The 14,512-nt window shown below is 65.9% G+C and carries 13 protein-coding genes; 9 read left to right on the top strand and 4 right to left on the bottom strand.

Going from position 1 to position 14,512, the window contains the following annotated elements:
• Positions 1–3: 3 nt before the first annotated feature.
• The 4 genes from VGR99_RS09455 to VGR99_RS09440 are packed head-to-tail and all read left to right on the top strand — an operon-like array spanning position 4 to position 2,706.
• Positions 4–183 (top strand): DUF4089 domain-containing protein, encoded by a 180-nt coding sequence (locus VGR99_RS09455; protein ID WP_018316853.1) that lies wholly within the window; start codon positions 4–6, stop codon positions 181–183.
• A gap of 7 nt (positions 184–190) precedes the next feature.
• On the top strand, positions 191–1,585 hold the full coding sequence (locus tag VGR99_RS09450; protein ID WP_326898075.1) for an AtzE family amidohydrolase: 1,395 nt from the start codon (positions 191–193) through the stop codon (positions 1,583–1,585).
• A gap of 1 nt (position 1,586) precedes the next feature.
• Positions 1,587–1,979, top strand: coding sequence for an oxalurate catabolism protein HpxZ (gene hpxZ / locus VGR99_RS09445; protein WP_326898074.1), 393 nt, complete (start codon positions 1,587–1,589; stop codon positions 1,977–1,979).
• A gap of 4 nt (positions 1,980–1,983) precedes the next feature.
• Positions 1,984–2,706, top strand: a complete 723-nt coding sequence (locus tag VGR99_RS09440) for a GntR family transcriptional regulator (RefSeq protein ID WP_326898073.1) — start codon at positions 1,984–1,986, stop codon at positions 2,704–2,706.
• 144 nt (positions 2,707–2,850) lie between these two features.
• Here the strand turns inward: VGR99_RS09440 and atzF are convergent, their stop codons facing one another.
• Both atzF and VGR99_RS09430 read right to left on the bottom strand, forming a co-directional pair.
• Positions 2,851–4,656, bottom strand: coding sequence for an allophanate hydrolase (gene atzF / locus VGR99_RS09435; protein ID WP_326898072.1), 1,806 nt, complete (start codon positions 4,654–4,656; stop codon positions 2,851–2,853).
• 194 nt (positions 4,657–4,850) lie between these two features.
• On the bottom strand, positions 4,851–5,345 hold the full coding sequence (locus VGR99_RS09430; RefSeq protein ID WP_326898071.1) for a MarR family winged helix-turn-helix transcriptional regulator: 495 nt from the start codon (positions 5,343–5,345) through the stop codon (positions 4,851–4,853).
• Between the two features lie 150 nt (positions 5,346–5,495).
• Here VGR99_RS09430 and VGR99_RS09425 point away from each other — a divergent pair, with 150 nt between their 5' ends.
• Complete coding sequence (locus VGR99_RS09425) at positions 5,496–7,346, top strand: feruloyl-CoA synthase (protein WP_326898070.1); 1,851 nt, start codon at positions 5,496–5,498, stop codon at positions 7,344–7,346.
• Between the two features lie 572 nt (positions 7,347–7,918).
• On the opposite strand, the gene VGR99_RS09420 is transcribed toward VGR99_RS09425, so the two are convergent.
• Positions 7,919–8,425 carry a MarR family transcriptional regulator gene (locus VGR99_RS09420; protein ID WP_326898069.1) on the bottom strand — a complete coding sequence of 169 codons (507 nt, stop codon included), beginning with the start codon at positions 8,423–8,425 and terminating at the stop codon, positions 7,919–7,921.
• 83 nt (positions 8,426–8,508) lie between these two features.
• On the opposite strand from VGR99_RS09420, the gene VGR99_RS09415 reads away from it, so the two are divergent.
• From VGR99_RS09415 to VGR99_RS09405, 3 genes are read left to right on the top strand one after another with little or no spacing between them, the layout of a single operon-like run.
• Positions 8,509–9,726 carry a cytochrome P450 gene (locus tag VGR99_RS09415; protein ID WP_326898068.1) on the top strand — a complete coding sequence of 406 codons (1,218 nt, stop codon included), beginning with the start codon at positions 8,509–8,511 and terminating at the stop codon, positions 9,724–9,726.
• 11 nt (positions 9,727–9,737) lie between these two features.
• The gene (locus VGR99_RS09410) at positions 9,738–10,061 is read left to right on the top strand and encodes a 2Fe-2S iron-sulfur cluster-binding protein (RefSeq protein WP_326898067.1); all 324 of its coding nucleotides are present in this window, start codon (positions 9,738–9,740) and stop codon (positions 10,059–10,061) included.
• 48 nt (positions 10,062–10,109) lie between these two features.
• Positions 10,110–11,321: an ABC transporter substrate-binding protein gene (locus VGR99_RS09405; RefSeq protein ID WP_326898066.1), complete on the top strand. Its 1,212-nt coding sequence runs from the start codon at positions 10,110–10,112 to the stop codon at positions 11,319–11,321.
• 126 nt (positions 11,322–11,447) lie between these two features.
• Here VGR99_RS09405 and VGR99_RS09400 read toward each other — a convergent pair whose 3' ends face one another.
• Positions 11,448–12,710, bottom strand: a complete 1,263-nt coding sequence (locus tag VGR99_RS09400) for an NAD(P)/FAD-dependent oxidoreductase (protein WP_326898065.1) — start codon at positions 12,708–12,710, stop codon at positions 11,448–11,450.
• Between the two features lie 322 nt (positions 12,711–13,032).
• Between VGR99_RS09400 and VGR99_RS09395 the strand changes: the two genes are divergently transcribed.
• Positions 13,033–14,205, top strand: coding sequence for an ABC transporter substrate-binding protein (locus tag VGR99_RS09395; protein ID WP_326898064.1), 1,173 nt, complete (start codon positions 13,033–13,035; stop codon positions 14,203–14,205).
• The last annotated feature ends 307 nt before the right edge of the window (positions 14,206–14,512 follow it).

The following is a 14,512-nucleotide window of genomic DNA, read 5'->3' as shown; positions in this document are numbered from 1 at the left end:
GTGATGGCCGAGCCGCTGGACGACTATATCGACGCCGTATCGAAAGCGCTGGCACTGCCGGTCGAGGAGGCCTGGCGGCCCGCGGTGCGCGCCAATCTCGAAGTCTCGCTGCGGCTTGCCCGCCTCGTCGACGAATTCGCGCTGCCGGACGAGACCGAGCCGGCGCCGATCTTCACGGCCTGATGCTGCCATGACCACCAAGCCAGAGATGACGGCCGCCGAGATCGCGAGTGCGGTCGCGGGCCGCAAGATGTCCGCGCTCGATGCCACTGAAGCCGCGCTCGCGCGCATCAAGCAGCACGATGGCATCCTCAACTCCTTCACCGATGTCACAGCGGATCGCGCCCGCGCCAAGGCGCGCGCCATCGATGCCGACATCGCCGCCGGCAAAGACGTCGGCCCGCTCGCCGGCGTGCCCTTCGCGGTGAAGAACCTGTTCGACGTCGCGGGCCTGCCGACGCGGGCCGGCTCGAAGATCAACCGCGACCTCGCGCCGTCCAAGCGCGACGCCACGCTGATCGAGCGCATGGAAGCCGCCGGCGCCGTGCTGGTCGGTGCGCTCAACATGGGCGAGTACGCCTATGATTTTACGGGCGAGAACATCCACGACGGCCCCTCGCGCAATCCGCATGACACCACCCGGATGACCGGCGGCTCGTCGGGTGGTTCAGGCAGTGCCGTCGGCGGCGCGCTGGTGCCGATTGCGCTCGGCTCCGACACCAATGGCTCGATCCGGGTGCCGTCCTCGTTCTGCGGCATCTTCGGCTTGAAGCCGACCTATGGCCGGCTGTCTCGGGCGCGCTCGTTCCCGTTCGTCGCGAGCCTCGATCATCTCGGCCCGTTCGCGCGCTCCGTCACCGATCTCGCGCTTGCCTATGACGCGATGCAGGGGCCGGATGCCGATGACGGTGCCTGCACGACGCGCGGCCTTGAGCCGACGCTGCCACTGCTTGCCAATCCGGTCTCGGATCTGCGCATTGCGATCGCCGGCGGTCACTTCCAGAAAAACGTGTTTCCGGAAGCCGTCGAAGCCGTGAGCCGCGTCGCCAAGGCGCTCGGTGCGACAAAGGTGGTGGACGTGCCCGAAGCCTCGCGCGCCCGCGCGGCGGCCTACGTCATCACCACCACCGAAGGCGCCTCGCTGCATCTCGACCGCCTGCGCAAGCGCCCGAACGATTTCGATCCGGCCGTGCGCGACCGGCTGATCGCCGGCGCAATGGTGCCGGCGCCGCTGGTTGATCGAGCGCAAAAATTCCGCCGCTGGTATCGCGCGCAGCTCGCCCAGATCTTCAAGTCCGTCGACGTGCTGCTCGCGCCGGCGACGCCCTGCACCGCGCCGAAGCTCGGCCAGGTGAATTTCAATCTCGACGGCGTCGAGCTGCCGGTGCGCGCCAATATCGGCATCCACACCCAGCCGATCTCGTTCATCGGTCTGCCCGTGGTCGCGGTGCCCGTGCCGCTCGAGCCGCTGCCGATCGGCGTGCAGATCATTTGCGCGCCCTGGCGCGAGGACATCGCGTTGCGCGTCGCGTACGCATTGGAACAGATGGGCGTGGTATCCGCGCCATCACCAAGAGGAATTTGAGATGGAGATCGATCTTCCCGACGTGATCGCGGAAGTCAAAGCCGCGTTCGAGCGCTATGAGCAGGCCCTCGTCAGCAACGACGTCGCCGTGCTCGGCGAACTGTTCCGCAATGATGCCCGCACGCTGCGCTACGGCATCGGCGAGAACCTTTACGGCTATGAGGCGATCTCCGGCTTCCGCGCCGGCCGCTCGCCGGTCGGCCTCAACCGCCGCACCGCAAAAACGGTGATCTCCAGCTACGGGCGCGATACGGCCGTGGCCTCCACCTTGTTCTATCGCGACACGGCTCCCGGCAAGGTCGGCCGGCAGATGCAGACCTGGATTCGCTTCCCGGAGGGCTGGCGCGTCGTCGCTGCCCATGTCAGCATCATCGACGAGTCGAAAGAGACCTGACCGTATGACGCTTGACGATCTTCCGCCCGGGATACTGCCGGCCGAGCCGGTGGTGCCACGGGTCGACCGGGCGCAGCCCAGCCTGCATAAGGTCACGCGCGCCGAGGAACTGCGACTTCAGCTTGCCGACGAGATCGTGCGGGGAACTCTCGCTCCCGGTGCGCCGCTGGACGAGACCGACATCGCGCGCCGCTTCAGCGTGTCGCGGACCCCGGTGCGCGAGGCGCTGCGCCAATTGGTGGCGAGCGGTCTGGTCGAGGCGCGGCCCCATCGCGGCGCGGTGGTGGCGCAGCCGTCGATCGAGCGTCTCAAGAGCATGTTCGAGGCGATGGCGGAGCTCGAGGCGCTGTGCGCCGGTCTCGCCGCCGAGCGCATGTCGGCCGCCGAGCGTCATGGCCTGGAGGCGATCCACGAAGAGCTGCGCGTGCTCAGCTACGCCGGCAATCCCGATCGCTTCCACGAGGTCAACGAACGCTTCCACAATGCGATCTATGCGGGCTCGCAGAACGGCTACATCGCCGAGATCACGCTGGCGACCCGCGTCCGCGTGCAGCCGTTCCGCCGCGCCCAGTTCCGCAATCTCGGTCGCCTGGCAAAGTCGCAGGCCGAGCATGACCGCGTCGTCGTCGCCATCATGCGCGGCGACAAGCAGGGCGCTGCCGCCGCAATGCGCGCGCATATCGAGCTGGTGCGCGGGGAGTATGAGATCTACGCGGTGTCGGTGTAGGGTGCCCGTGTCCCGGACGCGGTGCAGCGCGTAGCGCTGCTCCGCAGAGCCGGGACCCATCTATCCGTTTGCAAGTCAGTCCATGGGTCCCGGTTCAGCAGCGCACCACTGCGTGATGCGCTGCGCCCGGGGACTCGAGACTATTCAGCCCGTCGCGGCGTCCTTCATAAACGCGCGCCAGCCGCCATACGCGGTGATATCCCGCGCCTCGCCCAGCACCTCCGGCTCGACGAGAAACCCCTTCACACTCCGCCCATCCGCAAGCCGCACCGTGCCGATCGCCATCGGCGCGGGGATCGCGTTGACGAACTTGCCGAACCCCGACGACGACAGCGACCAGATCTCCAGCTCGATCGACGCGCCCGTACCGGCCGCGACGCGTAGCAGGCCCGGCTTCGGTGGCGCGGTCTTGAGCGCATAGAGCTTGTAGTCCGGCGCAGTCTTCGTCGCCTCGACAAGCTTCGCGTTCAGCGCCGTCAATTCGCCGTTCAGCGCCATGCCGGAAAGATGCGCGCCAACAACCGCGATGGGGATCTCGTCGCCGTTGTTTGCAGGCAGCGGCGCGAGAGCAGCTTGTGGCACGCCCTTCGCGCCAACGGTCAGCTTCGTATCCGCATGGAACGCTCGGCCGATGCTCGCGAGCATCGCATCACGTCCGGCCGGCGCGAGCAGCGTGATGCCGAACGGAATGCCGTCGGCACGCATCGAGGCCGGGATGGCGAGACCGCAGAGGTCAAGCAGGTTGACGAAATTGGTGTAGGTGCCGAGCCGGCTGTTGAGCTCGATCGGATTGGCGAGCACCTGCGCGGTCGTATACGCCGTCGGCGCCGTCGGCAGCACCAGCGCGTCGATGTTCGCAAACGTGCGCTCGGCGATCTTGCGCAGGCCCTGCAGGCGGTAGAGCGCGGAGAAGGTGTCGGCGGCCGTGAGCCGCGCGCCGGCCGCAGTGATCTCGCGCGTCACGGGATGGATCGTATCAGGCGCGGACGCCAGCAGGTTCTTGATCACGAGAAAGCGCTCGGCGACCCAGGGACCTTCATAGAGTAGCCGCGCCGTCTCGTAGAACGGCTCGAGGTCGAACTCGACCAGCGTTGCGCCGAGCGTGGTCCAGCGCTTCAGTGCGTCGGCATAGGCGGCCTCCGCCTTCTTGTCGCCGAAGAAGATCAGCTGTCCGTTGCGCGGCACGCCGAGGCGCAAGTTTGTGGGGAACGGCGTGATCGCGCCCAGCGGCCGGTCGCGCGAGAACGGATCGGCCTGGTCGGGGCCGGCCATCACCGAGAGCGCGAGCGCGGCGTCGTCGACCGTCAGCGCGAACACCGAGATGCAATCGAGCGTGCGGCAGGCCGGCACCAGGCCCGCGGTCGAGATCATGCCGAGGCTCGGCTTCAATCCGACGATGTTGTTGAGCATCGCCGGCACGCGGCCCGAGCCGGCGGTATCGGTGCCGAGCGTCAGCGGCACGAGGCCGGCGCCGACCGCAACGGCCGAGCCCGAGCTCGACCCGCCGGGAATGAGGTCCTCGCGGATCGAGTTCTTGGGGATGCCGTAGGGTGAGCGCACACCGACGAGGCCGGTTGCGAACTGGTCGAGATTGGTCTTGCCGATGATGATGGCGCCGGCCGAACGCAGCCGCTCCACCGCGGTCGAGTCATGGGTCGGTGTAAAGGAGAACGCCGGGCAGGCCGCCGTGGTCGGAAAACCGAGCGCGTCGATATTGTCCTTCACTGCAACCGGCACGCCGTAGAGCGGCAGGTTCGCGGGGTCCTTCGCGGCCAGCTTCTCGGCCTCCGCGATCGCGTCCTTCTCGTCGCGAAGGCTGATGAAGATGGCGGGATCGTTGTGGTCGCGGATGCGCTGATAGGTCCGCGCGATCGTCTGCGCAGGCGTCATCGTGCCCGCGCGATGCGCGGCCACAATCGCGGCGATCGTTTCAGGCTGCTCAGCCCCCATGGTGACAAAACTCCGGCAACAGGTCTTACCCGGATTGAAGCAAGCGATGTGCCATTGTGTACATTATCCGGGCAGCGCAGTCGCCCCGGATATTATCGAAAGATCATAGGCTTGAGAGATTCGATGGCTAGCGAGCAGGCTGCGGCGGCAACGCCCTGTTCCGGGCATCTGCCCAAATCATGTGCAGCCCCGGATCAGGTGAAGTCAGCCAGGATCCGGAGCAGCCGCTCCCGGTTCTCCTTGCCGATCTTCGCCTCGACATGCCGTTCGTGCTCGGCGGCGAGCCGCTTGAATTTTTCCAGTGCCGTCTCACCCTGCGCCGTGAGGTGCAGCGCGTGGGAGCGTCGGTCCGTCTTGGACTTGACCCGCTTCACCAGTTTGCGCTGTTCGAGGCTGTCGAGCAGGTGCACCAGCCGGGCGCGCTCGATGCCGAGCCGTTTGGCCACCGCCATCTGCGACAGGCCCGGATTGGCGCCGATCACGGTCAGCACCGAATATTGCGTCGGCCGGATGTCGACATCGCCGAGCGTCTTGATGAAGTCCTGGAAGATCCAGATCTGGAAGCGCCGCACCGCGTAGCCGGCGTGGCCGACCAGGGCGTCGAGGCCGATCTCGTCCGCGTCGATCCGCCGCGCGATGCCGTTGCCGGCGCGTTTGCGGGGAGAGGTCTGGGGTGCGGTGGCTGTCACATCGTGTCTCCTGCGGGGCGCAGCTTAGCGCTTCGACCACCGGTGTGGAAGATTGTTGTTGACGACAACAATTGTCCTGCCCAACATTATGACCAAAGCGGCCCGGAACGAGGCTGCGGGCCGATCCCTGTTATGGGCGAGGAGGAAACCATGATTTCAGCCGCACGCGGCGAGGCTTCGAGCCTGTTCGCAACGCCAAGGACGGTCGCCGAGCACCGCACTGATGGCAGCATCGTGCTGCGCTCGCCCGAGCCCCTGCGCGACAGCGCGCGCTGCATCGGCGACTGGCTGGAGCATTTTGCGCGGCAAACGCCCGACGCGATCTTCCTCGCCGAACGTGATGGCGCCGATGTGCCCTGGGCCACCATGACCTACGCGGGTGCCCTGCGGCGGGTCCGTGCGGCAGCGTCGTGGATCCTGGCGCAGGGGCTCAGCGCGGAGCGCCCCGTCGTCATTCTCTCCGACAACAGCATCGATCACGCGCTGCTTGCGCTGGCCGCCCAGCATGTCGGCGTGCCCTCGGCCGCGATCTCGCCGGCTTACTCGCTGATGTCGAAGGATTTCGACAAGCTGAAAAGCATGATCGCGCTGCTTGAGCCCGGCGCGATCTATGTGTCCGCGACAAAGCCGTTTGCCGCGGCGTTGGCCGCGATCAAGCCGCTGCATCGCGCGCAGATCATCAGCGGCAAAGCCGGCGATGCCGATGCGCTTGCGTTCCGCACCATCGCGGCAACGCCTGAAACTCTCGACGTCGCAAAAGCCTTCGCCGCGGTGACACCTGACACGATCGCAAAATTCCTGTTCACGTCGGGCTCGACCGGCACGCCCAAGGCGGTGATCAATACCCAGCGGATGCTGACCTCCAGCCAGCAGGCCAAGGCGCAGACCTGGACTTTCCTCGAACAGGCCGGCAGCGAACTCGTCATTCTCGACTGGCTGCCCTGGAGCCACACGTTCGGCGCCAACCACAATTTCAATCTCGCGCTGCGCAACGGCGGCTCGCTTTATATCGACGGCGGCAAGCCCGCGCCCGGCCTGTTTGCGACGTCGCTCGCCAATCTGAAAAGCGTGATGCCGACGGTCTATTTCAACGTGCCGCGCGGCTTCGACATGCTGATCGCGTCGCTGCGTGGCGACGAGAAATTGCGCCGACGCTTCTTCAGCGAGGTGAAGTTCGCCTTCTATGCCGGCGCCGCGCTGCCGCAGAATCTCTGGGATGCGCTCGAACAGCTTTCGATCGAGACTGTTGGCCGTGCGCTGCCGATGGTCTCAGCCTGGGGCTCGACGGAAACGTCGCCGCTCGCCACCGACTGCCATTTCCTGGCGGAACGTTCCGGCAATATCGGCGTGCCCATTCCCGGCACCGAGCTGAAGCTCGTCACCTCCGGCGACAAGCTGGAGGTGCGCGTGCGCGGCCCCAACGTCACGCCGGGCTATTGGAAGGCGCCCGAACTGACGCAGCAGGCCTTTGACGAGGAGGGCTTCTATCTGATCGGCGATGCCGTGAAACTCGCCGATGCGGAGCGGCCCGAACGCGGCCTGTTCTTCGACGGCCGTGTCGCCGAGGACTTCAAGCTCAATTCCGGCACCTGGGTCAGCGTCGGCACGCTGCGCGTCGCCGGCATCGCCGCGCTGGCGCCGCTCGCGCAGGACATCGTCGTCGCCGGCCATGGCGGCGACGAGGTGCGCTTCCTGGTGTTCCCGAACATCGCCGCCTGTCGCGCCCATGCCGGTCTGCCCGAAACAACAGGCGTGAATGATGTGCTGGTGCATGACAAGGTGCGGGCTGCGATCGCGGAGGGGCTCGCGAAGCTGAAGCAGCACGGCGCCAACTCCTCCGGCCACGCCACCCGCGCGCTGCTGCTCGCCGAGCCGCCCTCGGTCGATGGCGGCGAGATCACGGACAAGGGCTACATCAACCAGCGCGCCGTGCTGACACGGAGGGCTGACGCCGTGACGCGGTTGAATGATGATGCGTCGGGCGAGTGGATCGGGCTGTAGGGGCTGAATAACGATCTTGTCGCCTGAACGCTCTCGTGCCCCGGCGCGCAGCGCGGCACCGTAAGCGCGTTAACGCGCGTCTTCGACGCGCTATGGTGACGCGCTGCAGGGCCGGGGCCCATTTCTTAAAGTGATGGCGGCCGCATGGGTCCCGGCTCTGCGCAGCAGCGTTTCACGCTGCAGCGCGTCCGGGACACGAGAGTATCGGTCGGCGGGACTGTTTCCACATCGTCATTGCGAGCGCAGCGACTTGTCCGCCGAAGCCTTGGCGAAGGCGGAAGCAATCCAGAGTCCCTCCCCGGATAGACTCTGGATTGCTTCGTCGCTTCGCTCCTCGCAATGACGGGAGAGGCGAGAGCGCCCCAATAAGCCAGCCATTCTGCCGCAATATTCTGCACGATTCTTTTGTTGCCTAAGCAACTAATTTGTGCGAACCGTTCCAAGGAAGGACGACGGCGGAGCAACCGCTGCGTCCCTAATCGGAGGAAACGATGCTCGGCAGGAGAGGTGCCGTCGGCAGATGCCGGCGCATGCCTGGAGGTGATGGGGGACGGCGCGTGGCGCGGGGCCTGTCAGGTCTCGGTGCTGCCGGTCACCGCGCTGAGATTCTCGTGCAATCGGCGCAGCAGGTCGATCAGCACTTCCCGTTCGTCCTTACTCAGGCACGACAACAGGCGGCGCTCGCGTTCGAACGCCGCGACGATCACCTTGTCATGGGTGGCGCGGCCTTTCGCCGTCAGCGAGATCGAATGTGTGCGGCCGTCATTCGGATCGGTGCGGATCGACACCAGCCCACGCTTCTCGAGGCCCGCCAGCGTCCGGCTCACCGGGCCCTTGTCGAATCCGATCACCTGGCAGATGCGCGAGGCCGGGATGCCGGGCTCGATCGCCAGCAGCGACATGATCCGCCATTCCGTGACGTTGACGCCGAACTGCCGCTGGTAGAACGCGGTCGCGCTGTTCGAGAGCTTGTTGGCGATGAAGGTGATGAAGGCCGGGACGTAACGATCGAGATCGAGCGTCGGTCCGGCTTCGACGGACGCGGGTCTCTGGCGGGATCGGGGCGAAGGCGTCGGCATGTCGGGATTTTGACTCGCAAGGTGCCCGCAGACCTAAGGGCATGCGGCCGCGTTTCACAAGATCAAAGTGAGGGAGGACTTCAATGAGCGCCATCGGCTCCCCTGCGAATGGTTCGTCGGCCATCCCGCATCTCGACGTCGATCCCTTCGACATGAAATTTTTCGCCGACCCGTATCCCACGCACGAGTTGCTGCGGGAGACGGGGCCGGTGGTTTATCTCGACAAGTGGAACGTCTACGGCGTGGCGCGCTATGCCGAGGTCCATGCCGTGCTGAACGATCCGGCCACCTTCTGCTCCAGCCGCGGCGTCGGCCTGTCCGACTTCAAGAAGGAGACGCCGTGGCGGCCGCCGAGCCTCATTCTGGAGGCCGATCCGCCCGCGCACACCCGCACCCGCGCCGTGCTGTCGAAGGTGCTGTCGCCGACCGTGATGAAGCAGGTGCGCGACCGTTTTGCCGCAGCGGCCGAGGAGCGGGTCGATGCGCTGCTGGACAAGCGCAGCTTCGATGCGATCACGGATCTCGCGGAAGCCTATCCGCTGTCGATCTTTCCCGATGCGCTCGGGCTGAAGCCTGAGGGGCGCGAGCATCTGATTCCCTATGCGAGCGTCGTGTTCAACGCCTTCGGCCCGCCCAATGAGCTGCGCCAGCAGGCGATCGCGCGATCGACGCCGCACCAGGCCTATGTCGCCGAGCAGTGCCAGCGCGACAATCTCGCGCCCGGCGGCTTCGGCGCCTGCATTCATGCGCAGGTCGACGAGGGCGCGATCACGGCGACCGAGGCGCCGTTGCTGGTACGTTCGCTGCTCTCCGCCGGTCTTGATACCACCGTCAACGGCATCGGCGCGGCGGTCTATTGTCTCGCGCGTTTCCCCGATCAATGGCAGCGCCTGCGCGATGATCTTTCGCTCGCGCGCAACGCGTTCGAGGAGGCGGTGCGCTTCGAGAGCCCGGTGCAGACCTTCTTCCGCACCACCACGCGCGAGGTCGAGCTGTCGGGCGCGCGGATCGGCGAGGGCGAGAAGGTGCTGATGTTCCTCGCTGCGGCCAACCGCGACCCGCGCCGCTGGGACAAGCCGGACAGCTACGACATCACCCGCCGCACATCCGGCCACGTCGGCTTCGGCTCCGGCATCCACATGTGCGTCGGCCAGCTCGTCGCCCGCCTCGAGGGCGAGGTGATGCTGACAGCGCTGGCGCGCCGCATCGCGAAGATCGAGATCACGGGCGATCCAAAGCGCCGCTTCAACAACACGCTGCGCGGGCTCGACAGCCTGCCTGTCACCATCACCCCGGCCTGACGAGGAGTTTCATGCCCGCCATCACCTTCATTCATCCGGACGGAAAGTCCGACCGCGTCGAGACCGGCGACGGCGAAAGCGCCATGCAGGCCGCGACCCGTCACGGCCTCGACGGCATTCTGGCCGAATGCGGCGGCAACGCGATGTGCGCGACCTGCCACGTCTATGTCGACGAAGCCTGGCTCGCGCGGCTGCCTGCGATTGCCGACGACGAGGACGCGCTGCTCGACGGCACCGCGGCCGAGCGGCTGCCGAACAGCCGGCTGTCCTGCCAGATCGCGATCACGCCCTCGCTCGATGGACTCGTGCTGAGACTGCCGCAGCGGCAGATCTGATTTTTGGGATGTTCCGGCAACGACCGGCAAACGACAGGGAGGGACCAAATGAAACAGTTGAAGTGGACGCTTGCGCTCGCCGCAAGCCTCGTGAGCGGCGTGGCTAGCGCCGAGATTTCCGACAATGTCGTGCGCGTCGGCGTGCTCAACGACATCTCGGGCATCTTCCAGGACACCAACGGCATGGGCTCGGTCGAGGCCGCGCGCATGGCGGCGGAGGATTTCAACGGCGGCGGCAAGGGCATCAAGGTCGAGATCGTCTATGCCGACCACCAGAACAAGGCGGATGTCGGCAACGCCATCGCGCGCAAATGGCTCGATGTCGAAGGCGTCGATGCCATCGTCGACGTGCCGAACTCGGCCGTCGGCCTCTCCATCAATGCGCTCTTGCGCGACAGCCGCATGACCTTCCTGGCGTCGTCAACGGCAAGCTCGGATCTCACCGGCAAGGCCTGCTCGCCGAACACGATCCAATGGGTCAACGACGCCTGGGCGACCGGCAACACCACCGCTGCTGCCATGATGTCGCGCGGCGGCAAGGACTGGTATTTTCTGACGGTCGACTACGCGCTGGGCAAGGGTATCGAGGCTGAAGCGCAGAAATATATCGAGGGCCACGGCGGCAAGGTGCTTGGCTCCTCGAAGCATCCGCTCGGCACCTCCGACTTCGCCTCGTTCCTGTTGCAGGCGCAGAGCTCGAAGGCGCAGGTGATCGGCCTTGCCAACGCCGGCGGCGACACCATCAACGCGGTGAAGCAGGCCGCCGAGTTCGGCATCCAGCAGGGCGGACAGAAGCTCGTCGCGTTCCTGCTCTTCATCAACGACATCCACGGCATGGGCATCAAGGTCGCGCAAGGCCTCCAGCTCATGGAAGCGTTCTACTGGGACATGAACGACGACACTCGCGCCTTCGCCAAGCGTTTTGCTGCGCGGCCGGGCATGAACGGCAAGATGCCGAGCGGCAACCAGGCCGGCGTCTATGCCTCCACGCTCGCCTATCTCAACGCGGTCGCGGCGACCGGCAGCGACAACGCCAAGGACGCCGTGCCCGAGATGAAGAAGTTCAAAGGCAAGGACAAGCTGTTCGGCGACACCGCCATCCGCCAGGACGGCCGCGTGGTGCATCCGATGTACCTGTTCGAGGTGAAGAAGCCGGAGGAGTCGAAATATCCGTACGATTATTACAGGCTGGTTTCGACGATTCCGGCGGAGCAGGCGTTCAGGCCGATGGCCGAAGGCGGGTGTGAGTTGGTGAAATAAGGTGTCGTGCCCGGACGCAGTGCGGCGCGTAGCGCTGCACTGCAGAGCCGGGGCCCACAACTTCTGGGTCCCGGCTCTGCGTCGCGTTATTTCATGCCGCGCCGCGTCCGGGACACGAGAGCATCGTTACACCACCTTGCTGCTTCCCTGCGTGATCAGCCGCGCGGCGCGCTGATCACGCGCGTAGATCCACAGCCAGCTCAGGGCGACGCTGAGGCGGTGGCGCAGGCCGATCAGGAAGTAGATGTGGGCGATGCCCCAGATCCACCACGCGATGGTGCCGCGCAGCTTGACCTTGCCGAAATCGATCACGGCGAGCCGCTTGCCGATCTGCGCGAGGCTGCCGGAGTGCTTGTAGCGGAACGCTCCCTTGTTTTCGCCGCGCAGCCGCGCCTTGATGGTCTCGGCGACATGGCGGCCCTGCTGCTTCGCCGCCGGGGCGATGCCGGGCACGGGCTTGCCCTCCCAGGCGTTGATGTTGACGGTGTCGCCGATCGCAAAGATCTCGGGATGGCCGGGAATGGTGAGGTCGTCCTCGACCTGGACGCGGCCGGCGCGATCGGCCGGCGCGCCGAGCCATTCGGCGGCCGGCGAAGCGCGGACGCCGGCGGCCCAGATCCGCGTCTTGGCCTCGAGCAGCTTGCCGCCGAACACGACGCCTTCGCGGTTGATCTCGGTGACGGGCTGCCCCAGCACGACCTCGACGCCGATCTTTTCCAGTGACGCCTGCGCATAGGCGGAGAGATCGTCGGGGAAGCCCGCCAGCACGCGCGGACCGGCTTCGATCAGCACCACGCGTGCCTTGTGGGTGTCGATGTTGCGGAAGTCGGCGGGCAGCGTGTGATGCGCCATCTCGGCGATGGTGCCGGCGAGCTCCACGCCCGTGGGGCCGGCGCCGACGATGACGAAGGTCAGCCGCGCCGCGCGCTTCGCCGGATCGGTCTCGCGCTCGGCACGCTCGAATGCCACCAGGATGTGCCGGCGCAGCGTGGTGGCATCCTCCAGCGTCTTCAGGCCCGGCGCCCAGGCCTCCCATTCGTCATGGCCGAAATAGGCGTGCCGCGCCCCGGTGGCGAGCACCAGCGTGTCGTAGGGCACCTCGCTGCCGTCGTCGATCAGCACGCAGCGCCTGTCGGCATCGACACCGTTGACGGTCGCGAACAGCGTCGTCACCTCGCGCCGGTCGCGCATCAGATGCCGGATCGGCCAGGCGATCTCGCTGGTCGCGAGCGATGCGGTCGCGACCTGGTAGAGCAGCGGCTGGAACAGGTGATGGTTGCGGCGGTCGATCAGCGTGATCTCGACCGGCGTGCCCGCAAGTCGATAAGTCGTCTCCAGCCCGCCGAAGCCGGCTCCGACGATGACGACGCGGTGGGGATTTGCGGCCATGATGCGCCCTCGAATCTCGCTGCTCACTTCCTTTATTTAAGTGCGGATTGGGCGCCGTGGTCCAATAGCCGTCATCAATCGTCGCATAGGTGGGATGTATCGATCGGCCGCGAAGATGCGCCGCAGCCCCCGGACCGGCCCCAGGCCGGCCTCGGTCGAAGTGAGTAGAATTATATTTCTTGCCATCCCCGATTGGGGCGAAATATGGTGCAGGGGCGGGCGCTGAGCCATTGGCGGCGCGACAGATTTTGCGTTCAATAGAGACCGACCCGGGGCGGCGATCACCCCGCTTCCGGGATCAATAATAAGGAGGGGAGTGGTTATGAGGACGGCATTCTGGCTGGCGGGCGCGGCGGCGCTGGTGCTGGCGAGCCCGGCATTCGCCGGCGACACCATCAAGATCGGTTTCGTCTCGACCTTCAGCGGCCCGACCGCCGTGATCGGCAACGACATGCGCAACTCGTTCGAGCTCGCACTCGACCACATGGGCCGCAAGATGGACGGCAAGCCGGTCGAGGTGATCTACGAGGACGACGGCCAGAAGCCCGACGTCGGCAAGCAGAAGACCGAGAAGCTGGTGCAGTCCGACAAGGTCGATTTCATCGTCGGCTACATCTGGTCGAACGTGCTGCTCGCCTCACTCAAGACCGCGGTGGATTCGCAGACCTTCCTGATCTCCGCCAATGCCGGCCCGTCGCAGCTCGCCGGCGAGCTGTGCTCGCCTTACGTGTTCTCGACCTCCTGGCAGAACGACCAGACGCCCGCCGCCATGGGTCTCTACATGAACCAAAAGGGCGTCAAGAGCGTGTTCCTGATCGGGCCGAACTACGCGGCCGGCAAGGACATGCTGGCCGGCGTGAAGAGCACCTTCAAGGGCGAGGTCAAGGGCGAGGAATACACGGTGTGGCCGAGCCAGCTCGACTTCTCCGCTGAGCTCTCCAAGGCGCGCGCCTCGGGTGCGGAGTCGATCTTCGTGTTCTATCCGGGTGCTGCCGGCGTGCAGTTCCTCAATCAATACGCGCAGGCGGGCCTGAAGAGCACGATGCCGCTCTACACGGCGTTCACGGTCGACGAGCTGTCGCTGCCGCTGCAGAAGGAGAACGCGCTCGGCGTTCCCGGCGCGCAGGAATGGGTCAACGACCTCCCCAACGAGCAGAACAAGCGCTTCGTCGCCGACTACCGCAAGAAGTACACGGGTCTTCGCCCGACCTATTACGGCGCACAGGCCTATGACGCGGCCCAGCTCATCAACAGCGCGGTCGTCGCGGTGAAGGGCGACACCAGCAAGAAGGACGCGATGAAGGCCGAGATGGAGAAGGCCAACTTCAAATCGCTGCGCGGCGCGTTCAAATACGGCAAGAACCACATCCCGGTGCAGAGCTTCTATCTGCAGGACGTGGTGAAGGACGCCGAAGGCCAGCTCTCGCTGAAGACCGTCGCGACCATCGTGGAGAACGACCAGGATCGTTTCCACGACAAGTGCGCGATGAAGTGAGCCGATTGTAGCCACGAGTGACGTAGCCCCTTCTCCCCTTGCGGGAGAAGGTGGCGCGAAGCGCCGGATGAGGGGTATCTCTCCGCGAAGCGATTTCTATCGAGTGCTCGGAGAGAGACCCCTCACCCGCCTCGTCGCTTCGCGTCGAGCCACCCTCTCCCGCAAGGGGCTATCCGATTCACACATCGGTTTGGCCCATCTGCGACTGGCGCATCAACAGATTGGCGCCGCGCTTCATGGCTTGGAACTCGAGCCAGCCCTGAAGCATGACGATGGGGCCCGGCTTGCCGTAATAGCCCGTCCATCC

Source organism: Bradyrhizobium sp., from assembly GCF_035935975.1.
In the GTDB taxonomy this organism is placed as follows: Bacteria; Pseudomonadota; Alphaproteobacteria; order Rhizobiales; family Xanthobacteraceae; genus Bradyrhizobium.
This window is presented reverse-complemented; position numbering and strand designations above follow the sequence as displayed.